The sequence below is a fragment of the Psychroserpens algicola genome, from assembly GCF_014526325.1.
Classification (GTDB): domain Bacteria; phylum Bacteroidota; class Bacteroidia; order Flavobacteriales; family Flavobacteriaceae; genus Psychroserpens; species Psychroserpens algicola.
Map to the genome: position 1 here is coordinate 129,730 of NZ_JACNMJ010000006.1, position 20,237 is coordinate 149,966.

Annotated in this window: 20 protein-coding genes; 14 read left to right on the forward strand and 6 right to left on the reverse strand. The window is 34.0% G+C overall.

Annotated elements, in window-relative coordinates; all coding sequences use genetic code 11:
* Nucleotides 1-2: 2 nt before the first annotated feature.
* From H7350_RS13005 to H7350_RS13025, 5 genes are read left to right on the forward strand one after another with little or no spacing between them, the layout of a single operon-like run.
* Nucleotides 3-350, forward strand: a complete 348-nt coding sequence (locus tag H7350_RS13005; RefSeq protein WP_204346351.1) for a hypothetical protein — start codon at nt 3-5, stop codon at nt 348-350.
* Nucleotides 347-1,246 (forward strand): TIGR01777 family oxidoreductase, encoded by a 900-nt coding sequence (locus H7350_RS13010; protein ID WP_204346352.1) that lies wholly within the window; start codon nt 347-349, stop codon nt 1,244-1,246. The genes H7350_RS13005 and H7350_RS13010 overlap by 4 nt, the downstream gene beginning before the upstream one ends.
* 4 nt (nt 1,247-1,250) lie before the next feature.
* Nucleotides 1,251-1,949 (forward strand): YqjF family protein, encoded by a 699-nt coding sequence (locus H7350_RS13015; protein ID WP_204346353.1) that lies wholly within the window; start codon nt 1,251-1,253, stop codon nt 1,947-1,949.
* A gap of 59 nt (nt 1,950-2,008) precedes the next feature.
* On the forward strand, nt 2,009-2,560 hold the full coding sequence (locus H7350_RS13020; protein ID WP_204346354.1) for a sigma-70 family RNA polymerase sigma factor: 552 nt from the start codon (nt 2,009-2,011) through the stop codon (nt 2,558-2,560).
* Nucleotides 2,561-2,562: 2 nt separating this feature from the next.
* The gene (locus H7350_RS13025) at nt 2,563-2,817 is read left to right on the forward strand and encodes a glycine dehydrogenase (protein WP_204346355.1); all 255 of its coding nucleotides are present in this window, start codon (nt 2,563-2,565) and stop codon (nt 2,815-2,817) included.
* Here H7350_RS13025 and H7350_RS13030 read toward each other — a convergent pair.
* Entirely contained in the window at nt 2,797-3,633 is an 837-nt protein-coding gene (locus H7350_RS13030) for a UbiA prenyltransferase family protein (protein ID WP_235989348.1), read from the reverse strand. The genes H7350_RS13025 and H7350_RS13030 overlap by 21 nt on opposite strands.
* A gap of 120 nt (nt 3,634-3,753) precedes the next feature.
* Between H7350_RS13030 and gcvP the strand changes: the two genes are divergently transcribed.
* The 4 genes from gcvP (at nt 3,754) to H7350_RS13050 (ending at nt 9,210) form a co-directional block, all read left to right on the forward strand.
* A complete protein-coding gene (gene gcvP, locus H7350_RS13035) occupies nt 3,754-6,606 on the forward strand; it encodes an aminomethyl-transferring glycine dehydrogenase (RefSeq protein ID WP_204346356.1) in 2,853 nt (950 codons plus the stop codon).
* Nucleotides 6,607-6,712: 106 nt separating this feature from the next.
* Complete coding sequence (locus tag H7350_RS13040; protein WP_204346357.1) at nt 6,713-7,771, forward strand: 3-oxoacyl-ACP synthase III family protein; 1,059 nt, start codon at nt 6,713-6,715, stop codon at nt 7,769-7,771.
* A 4-nt stretch (nt 7,772-7,775) separates the two neighbouring features.
* A complete protein-coding gene (locus tag H7350_RS13045; protein ID WP_204346358.1) occupies nt 7,776-8,306 on the forward strand; it encodes a class I SAM-dependent methyltransferase in 531 nt (176 codons plus the stop codon).
* A gap of 55 nt (nt 8,307-8,361) precedes the next feature.
* Entirely contained in the window at nt 8,362-9,210 is an 849-nt protein-coding gene (locus tag H7350_RS13050) for a glycosyltransferase family 2 protein (protein ID WP_204346359.1), read from the forward strand.
* Nucleotides 9,211-9,270: 60 nt separating this feature from the next.
* Here H7350_RS13050 and H7350_RS13055 read toward each other — a convergent pair whose 3' ends face one another.
* From H7350_RS13055 to H7350_RS13065, 3 genes are read right to left on the reverse strand one after another with little or no spacing between them, the layout of a single operon-like run.
* Nucleotides 9,271-10,080, reverse strand: coding sequence for a DNA/RNA non-specific endonuclease (locus tag H7350_RS13055; RefSeq protein WP_204346360.1), 810 nt, complete (start codon nt 10,078-10,080; stop codon nt 9,271-9,273).
* The gene (locus H7350_RS13060; protein ID WP_204346361.1) at nt 10,077-10,871 is read right to left on the reverse strand and encodes a tetratricopeptide repeat protein; all 795 of its coding nucleotides are present in this window, start codon (nt 10,869-10,871) and stop codon (nt 10,077-10,079) included. Before H7350_RS13060 ends, H7350_RS13055 begins: the two co-directional genes overlap by 4 nt.
* Nucleotides 10,868-11,431 carry an RNA polymerase sigma factor gene (locus H7350_RS13065; protein ID WP_204346362.1) on the reverse strand — a complete coding sequence of 188 codons (564 nt, stop codon included), beginning with the start codon at nt 11,429-11,431 and terminating at the stop codon, nt 10,868-10,870. The genes H7350_RS13060 and H7350_RS13065 overlap by 4 nt, the downstream gene beginning before the upstream one ends.
* Nucleotides 11,432-11,528: 97 nt before the next feature.
* On the opposite strand from H7350_RS13065, the gene H7350_RS13070 reads away from it, so the two are divergent.
* From H7350_RS13070 to H7350_RS13080, 3 genes are all read left to right on the forward strand, one after another.
* The gene (locus H7350_RS13070) at nt 11,529-11,945 is read left to right on the forward strand and encodes a hypothetical protein (protein WP_204346363.1); all 417 of its coding nucleotides are present in this window, start codon (nt 11,529-11,531) and stop codon (nt 11,943-11,945) included.
* A gap of 27 nt (nt 11,946-11,972) precedes the next feature.
* Complete coding sequence (locus tag H7350_RS13075; RefSeq protein WP_204346364.1) at nt 11,973-14,702, forward strand: CHAT domain-containing protein; 2,730 nt, start codon at nt 11,973-11,975, stop codon at nt 14,700-14,702.
* A gap of 141 nt (nt 14,703-14,843) precedes the next feature.
* The gene (locus tag H7350_RS13080) at nt 14,844-15,371 is read left to right on the forward strand and encodes a hypothetical protein (protein ID WP_204346365.1); all 528 of its coding nucleotides are present in this window, start codon (nt 14,844-14,846) and stop codon (nt 15,369-15,371) included.
* An 81-nt stretch (nt 15,372-15,452) separates the two neighbouring features.
* On the opposite strand, the gene pafA is transcribed toward H7350_RS13080, so the two are convergent.
* Entirely contained in the window at nt 15,453-17,144 is a 1,692-nt protein-coding gene (gene pafA / locus H7350_RS13085) for an alkaline phosphatase PafA (RefSeq protein ID WP_204346366.1), read from the reverse strand.
* A 107-nt stretch (nt 17,145-17,251) separates the two neighbouring features.
* Here pafA and H7350_RS13090 point away from each other — a divergent pair, with 107 nt between their 5' ends.
* Together H7350_RS13090 and H7350_RS13095 are read left to right on the forward strand one after the other, a co-directional pair.
* The gene (locus tag H7350_RS13090) at nt 17,252-17,989 is read left to right on the forward strand and encodes an MlaE family ABC transporter permease (protein WP_204346367.1); all 738 of its coding nucleotides are present in this window, start codon (nt 17,252-17,254) and stop codon (nt 17,987-17,989) included.
* On the forward strand, nt 17,989-18,753 hold the full coding sequence (locus tag H7350_RS13095; protein WP_204346368.1) for an ABC transporter ATP-binding protein: 765 nt from the start codon (nt 17,989-17,991) through the stop codon (nt 18,751-18,753). The genes H7350_RS13090 and H7350_RS13095 overlap by 1 nt, the downstream gene beginning before the upstream one ends.
* A 5-nt stretch (nt 18,754-18,758) precedes the next feature.
* Here H7350_RS13095 and H7350_RS13100 read toward each other — a convergent pair whose 3' ends face one another.
* Nucleotides 18,759-20,234: a DUF389 domain-containing protein gene (locus H7350_RS13100; RefSeq protein WP_204346369.1), complete on the reverse strand. Its 1,476-nt coding sequence runs from the start codon at nt 20,232-20,234 to the stop codon at nt 18,759-18,761.
* Between the last annotated feature and the right edge of the window lie 3 nt (nt 20,235-20,237).

Genomic DNA, 20,237 nt, shown 5'->3' on the forward strand with positions numbered 1-20,237 from the left:
ACATGAAAATTCTATTTTATACCAACTTGATTTTTCTCACATCAACATTATTCGCTTATATCTTGATCGATAATATTAGCGGATTAACATGTCAGTTTTTCTTAGGAATAATTCAGCTATTATACCTTCTGATAAGTAGATATAAAGCAAACACCAATAGCCAGAAACAACATCTCAAATACTATAAAGTAGCAGTTGTTTCCTTATGTGTACTATTAGGAATTCTTGTATTACTAAGTCAATCGACTCTTAATATTCCACATGGTATTAAAATTACTGTTATATGTGTTTTACCAATGTCAATTGCAACTTATTTTGTTTACATCACCTATTTAATTCAAAAGCAATGAAAACAATAACTATAGCAGGTAGTAGTGGTTTTTTAGGCCAGGTCTTAGAAAACTATTTTGTCAATAAAGGACATACCATATACATTTTGACTCGCACACCTAAACGTGAGAATGACATCTACTGGAATGCCAAAGACTTAGGACAATGGACTAAAATTCTTAACCAAACACATGTCCTTATTAATCTTGCCGGAAAATCTGTAGATTGCAGATATACTGATGCCAATAAAAAACGTATTTACGAATCCAGAATAGATACTACTCATCTTTTAGGCTTAGCGATAAACTTATGTGAAAATCCACCAGAAGTATGGTTCAACTCCTCCACTGCTACCATTTACAGACATTCGACAGATAAGCAAATGACAGAAGCTAATGGAGAAATTGGTGACGACTTCTCCATGAACATAGCTAAATCCTGGGAAAAAGCCTTTTACACTATCACCAATCCGAAAACCAGAAAAATTGCTTTAAGAACATCTATAGTCTTGGGAAAAGATGGGGGAGCTATTACACCATTAAAAAATCTGGTAACATTTGGTTTAGGCGGCAAACAGGCTTCAGGACTTCAAAAAGTGAGTTGGATTCATGAATTGGATTTTGCTAGAGCGATTGCGTTTTTAATAGATCACGAAACACTTGATGGTAACTTTAATCTTTCGGTTCCTGAACCTACCAATAATAAAATACTCATGAAAAACTTCAGAAAAGTTATGGCTATTCCCTTTGGTATTCCACATCCAGAATGGCTCATTAAGTTTGGTGCTAAACTAATTGGCACAGAGCCCGAACTGGTGTTAAAAAGTAGAAATGTGATTCCGAAACGTTTATTAGATAACGGATTCAAATTTATACATACAGATATTGAACTTGCATTAAATGATTTAATACATTAGCATAATGACATTTTTAAACGCTTACTGGAAAAATTTAATTCTCATCAATTATGAGATAGATCCTAACATTCTTAAACCTTTTGTTCCTGAAGGAACAGAACTTGACTTTTTCAACGGTAAATGTTATGTGAGCGTTGTTGGCTTTATGTTTATGGACACCAGAGTTTTAGGCATCAAACTTCCGTATCATATCAACTTTGAAGAAGTAAATTTAAGATTTTATGTGCAAAGACATGGTGAACGAGGAGTCGTATTCATTAAAGAAATCGTTCCAAAATCTTTGATAACATTAGTTGCAAATTCAATATATCACGAACATTACCAAACCCATCAAATGCGTCATAATTTTACTGAGTATGACAGGTATAACACATTTGAATACTGTTGGAAACTCAACAGTAAATGGCAATCTATTGCAGTACAAACAGACAAGGTGTTATTAGATATTGATGAAGGTTCTGAAGCAGAATTTATTACCGAACATTATTTTGGCTACACCAAGTACAACACTAAAACTTTTGAATATGAAGTTGTTCATCCTTCATGGCAACAGCTAAAAGTAAACGATTACAGTATAAACGTTGATTTTGAAGCCAATTATGGCACTTCCTTCAAAACACTTCATACAGCTATACCAACCTCTGTAATTTTTGCCAAAGGCTCTGAAGTTTCAGTAAAAAACAAAAAAACCATACACTACTAAATCTTTAGATAAACTCAATTTTTTACATTATTTTTGAAATAAAATTTTCAGAAAAAGAAATGCCAAAACATGTCATAGATCCTAATCAATGGATTAATTTATATTCAGATTATTTATTCAATTACACCATAACGCGTGTAAATGATAAAGATATGGCTCAGGATTTAGTTCAAGATACTTTTGTGGCTGGTTTGAAATCTATGAAAAATTTTAAAGGAGAAGCCAGCGAGCGTACTTGGCTTATTTCAATATTGAAACGAAAAATTATAGATTACTATCGAAAAATTAATTCTAATAAAGGAAAAGCTGAAGTTAGAATGAATTATAGTGGTGATGAAAATGAAGGCGATTGGCTAGAAGAACGGGTTGCAGATCCCTATGATAAAACTGCTGAAGACTCTATAGAAAATACTGAGTTGGGTATCGCTATAGACAAATGTTTAGAAAAATTACCAGCTAAACAAGCACAGGTTTTTGAAATGAAAACCATTTTAAATTACGAAACTGAAGCCATTTGTAATGAATTAAATATTACAGCGTCTAATCTATGGGTAATTATCCACAGGGCACGAACAGCAATGGCTAGTTGCCTTGAAAAAAGTTGGTTTTAATTATGAGTAACAAGTTTTTTATTCCTTGCAAAGAAGCAAACCATGTATGTGACAAAACACAATACAAGGAGGCTACACTATGGGAAAAAATAAAATTGAATATACATTTACTGTATTGTAAAGCGTGTCGAAAATACACCAAAAATAACGCTAAGCTTACAAAGCTTATCACCAAAAAGCCTGTTGTTTTAGATGCTTCAGCTAAAGAGCAACTAAAGGCAGCATTCGAAAAAGAGTTAGCCAAACAGCAGCACTAATAGCAGCCACAAAATAGATAGACTCTCTACCCAGAATCCGCTGTAATATTTATTTTGATTCTCTCTTGCGAAAACCAAAAATATAAGCGTTAGCATACTTATTAAGATATGAGCATTCCATAGTTGTATCGCACTATTTATCTTAAAAAACTCCAAGCCTAAAAACACTAAAACTAATACAATACCTAGAATTTTAGTACGCATCACTCCTATTTTTTGCGGAATGGTAGATAACTTTAAACTATCATAACTTAAGTCTCTTATTTCAAATGGCAGCATTAAAACCATCACAAAAACAAATCGCTGTAGAGCCACAACGACAACATCGCTTGTCATAGCATAATCATTATTGAGCAAAGGCAACAGCACAGTAACTCCTGTCCAAACGAGTGCAATGACATAAATTTTCAATCCGCTAATACTCCTTAAATTTTTTTTACTATCAATAAAAATCGTTTTTGGAACTAATGGAATAGCATATAAAAAAGTAACAACACCAAAAACAGTCACATACAGAATGGTTTTTGTTTCTAATTTGAATAAAAAATAACAAAGCGCAACAAAACATAATAACGAAAAAAACTGTATTGCTTTTAACCAGTTTGCCAAACTTCGATGATGGAATTTTGCCAAGCCAAAATACTTCACAAAATTGTAGCCTGTAATTGTCGAAAACAAAATGAAAAACAGCACATGTTTGTCATATTCAATACCAAATTGCAATAAGGTTAGCCATGATAGAGAAAACACTGCTAAAGCCACATGCAGACTAGAGTTAATGTAGAAATCGAATATTTTTTTTAAAACATGCACCATACAAAAATAGACAAACTGTTAATAACCGATTCAAATGGTTGAAAAGTTTCATTTACGTTAACATATTAAGGTCAATAATTGCTTAATTTTGCAAAAATAAAATTCAATTCAAGTCACTTAATGAATACAGCAGATTTTTCACTTCGTCACATTGGTCCGAGAACCGCAGATCAAAAGCAAATGTTAGAAACTATTGGTGTAGATTCTATGGAGCAACTCATTCATGAAACTATTCCGGATGGCATTCGATTAACATCAGAATTAGATTTAGATGCGCCAATGAGCGAGCAAGATTATTTATTACATATTTATGATCTTTCAAAGAAAAATAAGGTTTTTAAAACCTACATTGGTTTAGGCTATCATCCTACGATTATGCCTGCTGTAATTCAGCGTAATATTTTAGAAAATCCAGGTTGGTATACTGCATACACACCATATCAGGCCGAAATTGCCCAAGGCCGTTTAGAAGCACTTTTAAATTTCCAAACCATGATCACTGATCTTACCGGAATGGAAATCGCCAACGCTTCGCTTCTTGATGAAAGTACTGCTGCTGCAGAAGCTATGAGCTTATTATTTTCAGTACGTGAACGCGATCAGAAAAAGGCTGGAATCAATAAATTCTTTGTTTCTGAACATTGCCTACCACAAACCATTTCTTTATTACAAACCAGAGCTAATCCTATTGGAATTGAGCTTGTTATCGGTCATGACGACAACTTTGATTTCTCAGAGGATTTCTTTGGAGCACTTTTACAATATCCTGGAAAACACGGACAAGTTACTGACGTCAAGTCTTTTATTGAAAAAGCTAATGCATCACAAATTAAAGTTGCCGTAGCTGCAGATATCATGAGTCTTGTCAAACTGGAAGCACCTGGAAAATTTGGAGCCGATGTTGTTGTTGGTACCACACAGCGCTTTGGGATTCCGATGGGTTATGGTGGTCCACACGCAGCATATTTTGCAACTAAAGAAGCCTATAAACGTGATATTCCAGGACGTATTATTGGTGTGACAAAAGATGCTAATGGCAATAGAGCTTTGCGAATGGCACTTCAAACCCGAGAACAACATATTAAACGCGACAAAGCCACATCTAATATATGTACTGCTCAAGTATTATTAGCTGTTATGGCTGGTATGTATGCCGTTTACCATGGTCCGAAAGGTTTAGAGTTTATTGCTAGTGCGATTCACAATAAAGCTGTAACCTTGTCAAATACACTCCAAAATTTAGGGTTTGAACAAATCAACACCTCATTTTTTGACACCTTATGTTTCAAAGCAGACGCCAAGAAAGTTAAGGCTGAAGCTGAGGCTAAAAAAATGAACTTCTACTATCCTAACGATAATGAAGTTGTATTATCTATAAATGAACCAACAACACTAGAACAACTTAATAAAATTGTATCTGTTTTCGCTAAAAGTGTTGGTAAAGACAGTATTGAAATTTCTAAAATTTCAGAAACCAATGCTATCGACAAGCAATTAGAACGTCAAACAACATTTTTACAAGAGCCTGTTTTTAATTCTCATCATTCTGAAACTGAATTGATGCGTTACATCAAACAATTAGAACGAAAAGATTTAGCATTAAATCACTCTATGATTTCATTAGGATCTTGCACGATGAAACTCAATGCTGCTGCAGAAATGTTACCTCTGAGTTGGTTTAAATGGGGAAAAATACATCCATTTGTTCCTGCGCAACAAGCTAAGGGCTATCATGCGGTTTTAAAAGCTTTAGAAGATCAATTAACTGAAATAACTGGTTTTGCTGGTACGTCATTACAACCAAATTCTGGTGCTCAAGGAGAGTTTGCTGGCTTAATGGTTATTAAAGCTTATCATGAATCTCGTGGTGATCATCATAGAAATATATGCATCATTCCTTCTTCTGCTCATGGTACCAATCCTGCAAGTGCTGTAATGGCTGGAATGAAAGTTATTGTCACAAAGTCTACCGAAAAAGGAAATATTGACGTTGATGATTTACGCGAAAAAGCCGAATTACATAAAGACAATCTATCGGCACTAATGGTTACTTACCCATCAACTCATGGTGTTTATGAATCTGCTATTAAAGAGATTACACAAATTATTCATGATAATGGCGGACAAGTATACATGGATGGTGCAAATATGAATGCACAAGTTGGACTAACCAACCCTGGAAATATTGGTGCAGATGTTTGCCACCTTAACCTACATAAAACATTTGCAATACCACATGGAGGTGGCGGACCAGGTGTTGGACCAATATGCGTCGCAAAACAACTGGTACCTTTTCTTCCTGGTAATCCATTGGTAAAAACCGGAGGAGATCAGGCGATAACGGCAATTTCAGCTGCTCCTTTTGGATCATCGCTTGCTTGTCTTATATCGTATGGTTATATCAAAATGCTTGGAGCTTCTGGTTTAAAGAGATCTACTGAAATGGCCATCCTAAATGCCAATTACATAAAAAAACGTTTAGAAGGTGCTTTTGAAACCCTATACTCTGGTGAACGAGGTCGTGCTGCTCACGAAATGATTATTGACTGCAGACCTTTTAAAGCTCATGGTATTGAAGTTGTCGATATTGCAAAACGTTTAATGGATTATGGTTTTCATGCACCAACCGTTTCATTCCCTGTGGCTGGAACTATGATGATTGAGCCTACAGAAAGTGAGAGTAAACAAGAGATGGATCGCTTTTGTGACGCCATGATTTCTATTAAACATGAAATTGATAATATCTCAAAAGACAATGAGAATAATCTTCTTAAAAATGCACCTCATACTATGGCTATGATTACTGATGACGAATGGTTGTTACCGTATACGCGTCAACAAGCTGCATTTCCATTAGATTACGTTAGAGATAATAAATTTTGGCCTAGTGTACGTCGTGTGGATGATGCTTATGGCGACAGAAACCTTGTCTGTACTTGCGCTCCTATAGAAGCTTACATGGAAGAAGTTTAGTTTTACGCTTTTTGAACATCGTAAAAATCACAAATTGAAAATTAGCATTTCAGTAAATGTTAGTATATTGCCATGTTTGATTCTGTCTTACAGAAAACCCTAATGTATGAGTATTAAAATAACTGGAACAGGAAGTTTCATCCCGAGTCGTATTGAAAAAAATGAAGATTTCTATAATCATGAGTTTTTAAATGCTGATGGCTCCTCAATAAATAGCAGTAATGAAGTAATTGTTGATAAATTTAAAGCGATTACTGGAATTCAGGAAAGGCGATATATAAAGCCCGAATTATTAAATTCTGATATTGCTTTCTATGCTTCGGAAAAAGCTATCGAAGATGCCAATATTGATAAAGAAACTTTAGATTACATTATCGTTGCTCATAATTATGGTGATGTTAAACACAATACTGAGCAAAGTGATACTGTTCCGAGTATAGCGTCGAGAGTTAAGCATTTATTAAAAATTAAAAATCCGAAGTGTGTAGGCTACGACTTATTATTTGGATGTCCAGGATGGATTGAAGGTGTTATTCAAGCAAAAGCATTTATTGCGTCCGGACTTGCTAAACGATGTTTGGTTGTCGGTTCCGAAACCTTATCGCGTGTTGTAGATAAGCATGATCGAGATTCTATGATTTACAGCGATGGCGCAGGTGCTGTTATTGTTGAAGAAAGCGACGAAGATGGAGGTATTATCACTCATGATTCTGCGACATTTGCTTTAGACGAAGCACATTTCATCTATTTTGGGGAAACTAACCATCCTGACATTACAGACCAGCGCAGATACATTAAAATGTATGGTCGTAAAATCTATGAATTTGCACTTACTAATGTACCAGTAGCTCTAAAATCATGTTTAGAAAAAAGTGGGCATGCCGTTACTGATGTTAAAAAAATACTCATTCACCAGGCTAATGAAAAAATGGATGAAGCTATTGTAAAACGATTTTACAAACTTCATAATATGGACATGCCAGAAGGTGTTATGCCCATGACTATTAATACCCTTGGTAATTCTAGTGTCGCAACAGTACCTACATTATACGATATGATTTTAAAAGGACAATTAGAAGGTCAAAACATCAATAAAGGCGATATCATTATCTTTGCCAGTGTTGGTGCAGGTATGAATATTAATGCGATTGTCTATAAGTATTGATATAATGTACGAAAAGACATTTCCTAATAAACGATTTAAACACACCATTAATTTCTTGAAGCAGCATGTTTCAACCAATGACACTATATTAGACCTTGGTGTTAAAAACCCCTTATCAAAACTGATGATATCTCATGGATATTCTGTAGAAAACACATCAGGAACCGACTTAGATATAAATACTTCGGAAATTGAAAATTCTCAGTCAGATGTGGTAACCGCCTTTGAAATCTTTGAGCATCTCCTCTCTCCTTTTACCGTCTTACAATCAATAAAAACAGATAAATTAGTAGCTAGCATTCCGCTTAAATTATGGTTTGCCTCAGCTTACAGAAGCAAAACAGATATGCGAGACCGTCATTTCCACGAATTTGAAGACTGGCAATTTGATTGGCTTTTAGAAAAAGCTGGCTGGAAGATAATTGCTTCTGAAAAATGGACCAATCCTACTAAAAAAATTGGTATCAGACCTATTCTAAGGTGGTTTACACCGCGATATTATATTGTTTATGCTGAAAGAATTTCAGAATCATAATTACTATTCCATTTTGAAATTTTAAAGTTTAACTTTGGAATCTAATTTTTAAAGTTTGAATTTCTACATCGTCATTCCTGCACATAATGAAGAAACGGTTATACAAAAGACCTTAGAATCTTTAGTTGCCCAAACTCTACCTGCAAAACAGATAGTTGTTGTTAATGACCATTCTACCGACAAGACACCATCTATAGTAGAGACTTTCGCCGCCAAACATCACAATATAAAGCTAGTTAATACTAGATCTTCAGACAAACATATTCCTGGTGCTAAAATTATCAATGCATTTTATAAAGGGTATGATACTTTAGACAAGCACTATGATGTGATTTGTAAATTTGATGCCGATCTTATTTTTCCTAAAAACTATTTAGAACAGCTCGCCTTTCATTTTAATCAGAACGAACGCTTAGGAATGGTGGCAGGTTTCTGCTATATCAAAAAAGACAACGATTGGGTTTTAGAAAACCTTACACGAAAAGATCATATTAGAGGCGCACTTAAAGCCTATCGTAAAGCGTGTTTTTTAGATATTGGAAAACTAAAACCTTCGATGGGATGGGATACGGTTGACGAGCTTCTAGCCAAGTATTATGATTGGGAATTACTGACAGATGAATCGCTTCATGTTAAACATCTCAAACCTACAGGAATCAGTTATAATAAAGCCTCAAAATACCTCCAAGGCGAAGCTATGTATAAAATGCGCTATGGATTTTTCATCACCTTAATCTCGGCAATAAAACTCGCTTATAAAAAAAGAAACTTTGCGCTTTTTAAGGATTATATCTCAGGATATTTTAGAGGAAAACGACATAATTTAGAACAATTAGTCACCGAAGACCAAGGACGTTTTATCCGACAATTACGCTGGAAAGGCATGCTGGGGAAGTTGAAATAATTACTGACTAGCACGTTTAGATGATGAGATCCTGAAACAAGTTCAGGATAACGATTCTTATTAATTAAAACTCCAATCTTTATAGCTGCTCGATGCTTCTAGTTGCTGCTCAATTGTATCGTCTAATTCTGAAAAGAAATCAATTCCTGTTAAGGCTTCAATCTCATCTACAGATACCACAAATTCATAAAGTGGTTTATTAGAATCTTTATGAGGCATTAAAAAAGCAATCACTTTTGTTTTTCCAGAATTAGCATCGATTAAAACTTTATAAAACTGATTAGGCACACTAACGTCTTCTTCGCCAATGGTAGCCATATTTCCTTTTAATACACCTCCAGTCACAACAAAAACACCATCATATTTACTCGCCCAATACCTTACCTTCTGTTCGAGAGTATTCCAAATTCCAGAATTGAATTTATGCTCTTGCGGACTAATATTACTTGTTAAAAATGTTTCGTCATGTGCACCTTGACTGTATCGCCTATCACCTGCAGGACATAGATGTCCGCGATCATAACCAGATTTCTTATAATTTCTCCAATGCGCAGCGCCAGTTTTTACAGCCTTGTCTATTTCAAAATACGGACGCTTAAAATTGGTATTTGATAAATGTGATTTTTTTAATTCGTATGCAACCCATTCGGCTTGTTCATGAGGTTCACTATAGGATAATGAATAGCTTTCATGATGCACGACCTGACCTGTAGTACTCGTAGGTAAAAAATATTCGTTGGTATTGGTTTTAACAACCTGACCTTGTTGAATGGTTTGAGCAGATTCTTCTTCTTTTAAAAAGTATTCATAACCAAAAACACCTAAAATAATGACAATTGCAATTAGAGAGGAGATTGTTTTTTTATTCATTCTATTTCGTTTAACAGGTCTTTAGCTTTTTCGTGATTGTAATAGGAGTTTGAAATGATGGTATTTAAAACCTGTTTGGCATCATCAGTTTTATCTTGTTTGAGGTACAGTAAGGCTTTATACCAGTAGCCTTTTTGAGCATCAATTAAATCGGCATCAATTAGTTGATTAAATGTCGACTCAGCAGCTTGATAACGTTGTAATTGCATTTGTGCAATTCCTGCATACAAATACACAGAAGCGTCTGGTTTTGAAGTTTCCAATACAGGTGTAAACAAATCTAATGCTCCTTGATAGTTTTTATTTTCAAATAACTGCTGTGCTTTGATTAAACCATCAGCATTAGTATCTCCTCGTGATACAAATGAAGGTAAATCGGAAGTTTGCAAATATTCATTAACTAAGTCTTGATGCGACAAATCTTGCTTTAAAAACACACTTAAAGCGATACATAGTACAATTGAAGCTGCAGCCAGATAATACCATTTAGACAACTTTCTAGTTGTGCTAGAACTAGTATTTGACGCAGATGAAATTTGCTGAATACTCTTTTTTAAATCTTGCAAATTTTCATCCTCTAATAGTTTCTTATAAGTTGTAACCTCAGCATGATTTTGATTAGCAAAACTCCAGTCATGATCACTCTGAGATAGCCAAAGCGCTTTTTCTAATTCAAAATTCTCACGAAAAGGCGTATCAGATTGCAATCTTAATTCCAAGTCTTTTTTAGCTTTTTCATCAAGCAAACCTCTAAGATAATTATCAATTAGGATGTCGTCTTCTAAGTTCATAACTCCAATAACGATTTAAACCTACTATCACTTTTAATCATTTCCTTTAATTTAGCTTTGCATTTAAAAACGCGCTGTCTTACTACAGTTTCAGAACTATATTCAAAAATGTTTACCATTTCAGCATAGGATTTTCGTTTAAAAAACATGCTCATTATTTTAATACAGTTTTCAGATAATTGCTGGATATAGTCATTAAATAATTCCCATCGTTGTTGCTCGAGAACTGATAGTGCAATATCTTCATTATCATCTCTTAGTTCAATAACATAGTCATTTGTTACCTTAAGTTTTGATTTATTTAACTCGCGTCTCCATAAATTTTTACATACTGTAAATAGATAAGCTTCAAAATTAGTATTGATTTGAAATTTTTCCTTTTTATAGCGTACTGCCAATTGTAAAAGGGCATTTTGAAATACATCTTCGGCATCTACACGAGACCCTTTATTCTTTGAAATGAAACTTAAGACCTTATAAAAAGAATTATTGTATATGTCTTTAACTACTTTTTCATCATTTTTTATTAATCCTTCTAAAAAAAAATTAGGGTCTTTCATTAACATAGATATGAAGTAATAAAAAAGTTGTATTTATTGGGTAACAAATATAAATATTTAATCACAATGTACTATATTAACTAAAATTTAGAAACACATGAAAACTTATTTATCAAAATTATTATGCTTATTAATTGTGATCTCAATTTATAGCTGCTCAAATGATCAATCTGAAGACATCATAGAAGATACAGCCATTGAAGCCGTTCAAATTGATCTTGAAGATGATGTCACATTGGATGCAAGAAGACGGGTTATAACCATATACATTCAATGCCCTTCCTCATTTGGTACTTGCATTCCTGATCTGGAAGTATATATGACTGTTCTCAGTGCATCTCAAAGTATTAATTGTCCTGGTTTTTATAGCGTTAGAGTTTACGAAGATGAATATAATGCTCATTTTTATGGTGAAATTCATGAAGAGGGTATTGGTACTGTTATAAGACCTCCATTTGGCAACTCAATACCATCAAAACCACCACAGCCTTACAATGTTGAAGATTGTTTTTAATAAAAATTATTTAAGCCTAAATTTGAAATGGTATTACAAATTTGCAATAAAGTTCGAGAAATCATCTTCTTTACCAGTATTGCTCTCATCATTTCAAATTTAGGTTTTGCACAAGAAATTTCTGATGATTTTGCATCACTAAACGACACAAATATTTCAGTTATTGAAAAAGACAAACTGTTTGACTCCTTATTAATAAGTTATAAAAACAAAGATAAAATAGGCCTATTACTGGGTGACAGATATGAAATCATAAAATGGCAATTTCAGCAAGGAAACCTTGAAAAAGCAATTCGATTAAACAAAGAGAATCTTTTCTTAATGGATTCTTTAAAATTTGACAACCCATCCTTTTACAGGCGAAATACTTATAGCTTAGGGTACTACTTAATGGCTAACGGAAATAAGCTAGAAGCCTCAAAATATTTCAATTATTTAGTTGATTCTGGTGTCGTAGATATATACACTTACGATGCCTATATAGTAAAAGCTCAGATGGCTTATGACGCGGAAGACTACTACTTAGCAGCCGAACAATTTGAAAAGGCAATAGCTTTTTCTAAAACACAAAATAACACTGTCCAAGTCCTTACAAATATACTTAGAGTTGGCTATGCCTATAAAGCTATTAAATCTGAAAAAAGCATTAATAGAGGTATCGCATTAGTAAACGAAGGATTGGATCTTCTTCATAAAAACAAAGGAAAATTAGATTATTTCAACGAGTACTTATATACATTTTATGAACTTTTAGGAGATTTCTATAATGATAGAGAAGATTACAATTTTGAAATCAGCTTCAAAAATTACAGTAAGGCAATGGAGATTGCAAAGCTTATTAATGATTCTTTAAGGCTGGCAGACGTACATAATAATATCGGATATCTTCATCTACAAGATTCAAGAAAAGAGTCTATTGAATATTTTAATAAAGCATTATCGTTTAAACCTGATGTCTCGATGTCTTCGATTTTATTTAGAAATAAGTCTGAATATTACCTAAAACACAGAGATAAACCTAAGGCATTAGAGTACATTCAAAAGTCCATTTTTACCTTAACCAAAATTGACACCTCACGTGTAGAAAGCCTGCCAAAATCAGATAGCTTAAAACAGCAAAATTATAAGTTTTTACTGTTGTCGAGTATCGTTGACAAAGCCAGAATTTGGATAGAACTCAGTGAAGAAGAACCTCACAATCAAACAGCATCCTTTGAGCATGCGCTATCTACTTTACGGCTTGCCGATGAACTCGTTGACCTTATTAGATTAGACGCTAGTGAAAATAAATCTAAACTCTTTTGGAGAGAAACAGCTTCAGAAATATATGTCAATGCTACCAAAGTTTGCTTTAAATTGAACAAACCTGAAGAGGCGTTTTATTTTATGGAGAAAAATAAAGCCTTACTACTACTTGAAGATCTCAATAGAAAACAACTTTTAGAAGAATCATCTATACCGGAAGCCATAACCGAGCGTGAAGCTATTCTTAGTGCTGAAATTGCTAAGCACACAACAACTGATACCTATAGCGCGTCTTTATCAAAAGCGAAAGATAATTACAGGCGTTTTGTTGATTCGCTGGATTCAGATATTCGTTTGTATTATAAGTCTCAAGAACCTGCCCATCCAATTGTACTAGAAAGTGTTCAAAACACCATAGCATCTAATCAGGCCTACCTTGAATATATTCTAGATGATGACGAGGGATACGGACTTCTAATTATGAAAGACCATATTGATTTTTTTGAAATCGATGACTGTAAGACCTTAAAAAATATAGCTAAAAAATTTCGGGCTTTGCTAAGTAAACCATTAATAAGCAAATCAGATCAAGACCAGTATTTTACTGTTTCAAACAGTATTTATAAATCTCTTTTTCCTGAACATGTTATAAATAGAATTGGCAAAAAATCACTCACAATTATCCCTGATTACTATTTACAAGACATTCCTTTTGAAGCACTTTTAACGAATCAAAAAACTGATAGCTTTTTGATTTTTAATCACGATATAAGTTATGCCTATTCGCTGTCACTTTTAAATACTATTCAAAGCATTACTTCAACTAATAAAAATAAACTCGCTGGCTTTGCTCCTATAAATTTCGAAACATTACCTTCATTAGAAAATACCAGATTAGAACTGGAACTTATTGGTCAATTGATTCCGTCAGACATCTATTTAGACACTAACGCTACAAAATCTAGTTTTTTAAATAACAGCAATCATCATAACATCATTCATATTGCTTCTCATGCTAATGCAGGAACCAATGATAGTATTAGCCCATGGATAGCTTTTCATGACAAACGTTTAAATCTTCAAGAACTGTATCGCTTAAATCATCAAGCCGAATTGGTCGTTTTGAGTGCCTGTGAGACTTCACTTGGTGAAACCTATAAAGGAGAAGGCGTCATGAGTTTAGCTCGTGGCTTCTTTAACTCTGGCGCACAAAGTGTCGTGTCAACCCTATGGAAGGTTAATGATAAGTCAAGTACTCAAATCATGGAAAACTTTTATAAGAATCTTAATAATGGTGATAATACTTCAATAGCACTTCATAAAGCCAAATTAAACTATATTCAATCGAGTAAACTTTCTGAAAAATCTCCATACTACTGGGCATCTTTTGTTTTGATAGGAGATACAAAAACGCTAGTACACACTGATACTACTCCCTATGTTTACTACATTATTTTTTCACTTATATTACTAATTATCATCATTTTAATTTTCCGCAGAAAAAAAATCTAATTTTTTTGGGTAACACATGATCAATTCATGAACAATGATATATACAGTCGAAAGTATTGTATATAAGTTTTTCGCGAAGACTAGACACAATATGTGAGTGTCATCAATTGTTCACATCAAAAAAAATTAAAACCTTTTATTATGAAAAAATTATTAGTAATTACCCTCGGTATTTTAACCTTCTCTTCTTGTTCAAATGACAGCAATGATTTCATGCCTACTAACGATCCTTCTGCATCTGATATGATCATGAAGGGAGCTCCAATAGGAGATGGTGGCTCAGGTGAATTTGGAGAAGACCCTAACGACAATTCAGATCCTTATTGTTACGACTTTACCTCAAATGAAGATTATAATTGCGGATGGACTGCGGGCTACAGAGATTATGTTTATCATTATAACTACGTAGCGCAAAATATCTTGAATTATAGTGCTTGTTACACTGTTTTTACTGGAGCAACAGGTTCATCACCTTCAGACCCAGCATTATATACTGTTCAGGTAAGTTCTGGATACATAATTCCGAATAAAGTAAAAAGAGAATTTAGAGATTATTTTAATTTATTAGATTCTAGAAAAAATGATAGTGACTACGATAATGGTAAGTATCATGGATATATAGCATTTAGAGGTGCTGAGCCGTTATCTAACAATCCTAATTGTAACTAACAAAAGACTATCTAAAGAGATTGTAACGAATCATTCTATTTAATTATAATTCCTCTAAGAGTATATCCTTTTAGAGGAATTTTAGTTCTTATCAATCACAAATCCCAAAGGCTGACCTGTCGCAGCATTAGGAAAACTAATTCCTAGCAAAGCAGAAATGGTAGGAGCAATATCAGGAATCACCGTTTTTTGATAAGTTTCGCCATGAGTAATCCCTTTTCCGAAGAATAACAATGGCACATGCGTATCATAATTTAATCCGCTACCATGCGTAGATCCTGTTTTTCCATAAGAAATATAGGCTGGATCTGCTACTAAAATAATATCTCCAGAGCGTTTTTGATTGTATCCATTTTGTAATAAAGATTCAATACCAGTGGTAAAATTGGTCGTTGTCATGGTGTGAGCAGAAAACACCTTTTCAACATGCTTATAACTGATTAATTCATTAACTATAGACTCTTGCACTTGATTAATATGTAATCCCAAACTATCAATATACCTTCTATTTAAAAAAATCTGATCGTTACTGATGTTCTCAATAAAGTCTGAAGACTTAAACTTTCTGTTTAAATAATCTGTAAATCGTGTTCTGGTTTCAGAGTTATCCAAATATCCCGAAGGAATTTTCATGCTTTGTAAAAATGCAGGTACTTCAACAGCGCCATGATCTGCAGTGAGAAATACGGTATATTGACCTTCGCCAACCTCAGTGTCTAAAAACTCAAAAAAACGCTCGAGGTCTTTATCTAAACGAATGTAGGTATCCTCAATTTCTTTTGAACTCACGCCAAAATTATGACCAACATAATCGGTTGCAGAGTAACTTACGGCTAACACATCTGTGATGCTATCTTGTCCCAATTGCTCTCCTTTTATAGCTTCAATGGCAAAATCTGTTGTTAAACTATTGCCATATGGTGTGGCTTTGAGTATATCAAAACCTCTATTCTCATCTTTTAATTGTGCTAAATCATACGGAAATGTCGCTTTTTCTTTTCCTCGGAAACCTCCTTCAAATGTATTTTCGTCTGGTCCACTTTCGGTATAAGACGAGATATCATAATAGGTATCCCAAACTTTAAAATAAGATGCTGCTTTTTCAGAAGCATTAAAATCTGACACCCATTGCGGAAGGCTATTCATATAAAATGTACTTGAAATCCATACGCCTTCATCTCTTCCGTGAAACCAATATGCAGCATTTGCTGTATGTCCAGCAGGTAAGATAGCGCCGCGATCTTTTAATGAAATCCCAATAGTTTTACCTTGCATTTGTGTAAATAGTCTATTCTCATCGGTAAACGATGTTGTTTTCATACGATTAGGTGACATTTGTCCAGCATCATCAGTCGTTCCAACAGACGACACAGTATCATCCTGAGCGCAATACACCATAGTTTTTTGCTCTTTATCATACCAGTTATTACCAATTATACCATGATATTTAGGCGTTGTTCCAGTGTATACAGAAGCATGACCTGGACCTGTATAGGTTGGGACGTAATTGAAATGGTTATTTCTACAATTAAATCCTTCTTTTATCATACGCTTAAATCCGCCATCGCCATATTTATTATAAAATCTGGTGAGGTAATCATAACGCATTTGATCAACGACAATACCAACAACCAGTTTAGGGTTAGTATGGTTTGATACTTTAGTGTTTTCTGAGATTGCAGATGCATTTTCATCAGTAACAACCGACTTCTGAGAATTGCAGGACAGTATGAAAAATAAAAATAAAAGAGATGAAAAAATACGTTTTAGCATTATAAAGAGTTTTAAAACTCAAAAATACAGAATTTAATTCATCATCTTTTAAAGTTAAGGTTAAGAACTCATCTTAATTTTTTACTTTTACCGTAACAAATTTTACTATGCAATACCTTCATAATATTGGTGCTTATTTTTTGATGATTGCCGAAATGTTTCGAAAACCCACGAAGTGGTCGGTGATGCGTACACTTATTTTAAAGGATATCGATGATTTAATTATTGGGTCTTTAGGAATTGTAGCATTTATTTCATTTTTCGTCGGAGGTGTTGTTACGATTCAAACCGCATTAAATATTAGTAATCCATTAATCCCAAAATACCTTGTTGGATTTGCCACGCGACAATCGGTAATTTTAGAATTTGCTCCTACATTCATCTCCATAATCATGGCAGGTAAAGTAGGTTCATTTATAACATCTAGTATTGGTACAATGCGAGTTACCGAACAAATTGATGCCCTGGAAGTTATGGGTATTAACTCACTCAACTATTTGGTCTTTCCAAAATTTGTGGCATTAACCTTATACCCTTTTGTGATTTCGATCGCCATGTTTTTAGGTGTTCTAGGTGGAATGGTTGCTGCTGTCTATGGTGGTTTTGGAACTTTAGAAGATTTTGTAGCGGGTGTACAAAATGATTTTATTCCTTTTCATATGGTCTATGCTTTTATAAAAACTTTTGTATTTGCTTTTATATTAGCAACAATACCTTCTTTTTATGGCTATTATATGAAAGGTGGTGCGCTAGAAGTTGGTAAAGCCAGTACCACATCATTTGTTTGGACCAGTGTTGTAATTATTCTTTTAAACTATATTTTAACTCAACTCCTGCTTAGCTAATGATAGAAGTTAAAAACATACATAAGTCATTTGGAGATGCGCACATCTTAAAAGGAATTTCGACGACTTTTGAAAAAGGAAAAACGAGTTTAGTTATTGGACAAAGTGGTTCTGGAAAAACGGTATTTTTAAAATGCTTACTCGGATTATTTGCTCCAGAAGAAGGAAGTATTGCATACAATGGGAACATATATTCTGAACTTTCTGACGACCAGAAGCGAAATTTAAGAGCCGAAATGGGTATGGTTTTTCAAGGTAGTGCGCTTTTTGATTCGATGACCATTCAGGAAAATGTAATGTTTCCTTTACGGATGTTTACCAAACAGAGTAAAAGTGAAATGGAAGATCGTGCAGACTTTGTTCTTAAACGTGTTAATCTTGATGATGCACATCACAAAATGCCAAGCGAAGCTTCTGGCGGAATGCAAAAACGAGTTGCTATTGCCCGAGCAATTGTTAATAAACCTAAATATTTATTTTGTGATGAGCCTAATTCTGGTTTAGATCCAAAAACAGCAATTGTTATTGATAATCTTATTCAGGAAATTACTGATGAATATAATATCACGACCGTAATCAACTCACATGATATGAATTCTGTAATGGAGATTGGTGAAAAAATTGTATTCTTAAAAGACGGACTCAAAGCATGGGAAGGCTCTAAAGAAACTATTTTTAAGACCGACAATGAAGTGGTTACCGACTTCGTTTACTCTTCAGAATTATTTAAAAAGGTTCGTAAAATGTATTTAGACGAAAACTAATACTGTTAGTTTCTTTGTATGACAATCGTATCAACTTGAAGTGCTTTCTGCAACCACTCTTGTAAATCTCGTTCTCTACTGACAATAATACTATCGCTCAATGCTACTTTCCATCTAACGTTAGCAATCGTTACTGTATCTATATTAATAAAATCTTTAGACTCCAGCATTTTAGAGTATCCAAAATACTCTAATTCGTTAAATCTTACTTTTGCATCACGAGATAAGTTTGTGAAAGACACTGTTCCTTGCGCATTTTTCGATTCTATCTGCTTATTTAAGTTTGTAATATTAGCTTTCAGTTCTTCAATTTGTTCTTGAAGTCCGGAAATGATTAAATCTTTTTGATCCAGGTCTCTAATAGCTCTGTCATAAGCATCAGAAATCTTATCAAAACTACGATTTCGATTCCCTTTTATCTCCAGTTCAAAATCTTTAATTTTATCATAAGTCTTTATCTTATTTTCCAAATTGGCAACAATTTGATCAGAAACTTCACCATTAAAATAAAGTATAATTTGTTTGTCTTCCCAGTTTGGTGTTCCTTTTTGTAGCCAAAGCTCATTATTAGAATCAATTTCATCAGCTATAAAACTATTGTAATCGCCTTCAAATCCTTTTTGAATGATAAAGTTATAAAAAGTCCAAATTGCTGGAGCCATTACTAAAACGGCTACCAAGGAAGCGAACCGAGCAATGCGTTTACGCTTTTTTGAATTGGCATATTTAAGCATTGGAAAACGCAATACTTTTAATACCAAAAAGGTCGCTAAGGCAATAAAAATCGTGTTGATTGTAAACAAGTACATCGCTCCAATAAAAATTTCCCAATCATGAGCCAAGCCGTAACCTGCTGTACATAATGGTGGCATTAAAGCTGTTGCAATAGCGACACCAAATATCACTGAAGCAATGGTTCCTTTTTTGGTTCGTGCAATGATGAGTGCTGCTCCACCAAAAAATGCAATAAGTACATCTCTAAGATCAGGTTTGGTACGACCAAATAACTCATTGGTCATCAAGTCTGCGGTAGGAAAAAATTTAAAAAACAAATAAGCAGTCAATAAACTCAGTACAATCATTGTCGCTAAATTAATAAGCGATTTTTTCAGTGTATCAATATCATTAATAGCAATCGAAAGACCAACGCCTAATATCGGACCCATAAGAGGTGAAATTAACATGGCTCCAATAACAACTGCTGGAGAATTAGCATTTAAACCTACAGAGGCTACCATAATTGAACACACCAAAATCCAAGCTGTAGCACCTTTAAACGGGATGTCATTTTTTATGGCTTCTACAGTAGCATCACGATCAGTGTCATCTCTAAAATCTAATAATTCATTTAAAAAACGTTTGATGCTTTGCCATAGGCCTTCCGCATCTTTTCTCACCGCTTCTTTTGATTCCTCTACTGCTTTTTCTTTGTTTACCTGAGCTTCCTCTTCAGAGAAATTAAATTTATTTTCGTCACTCATATA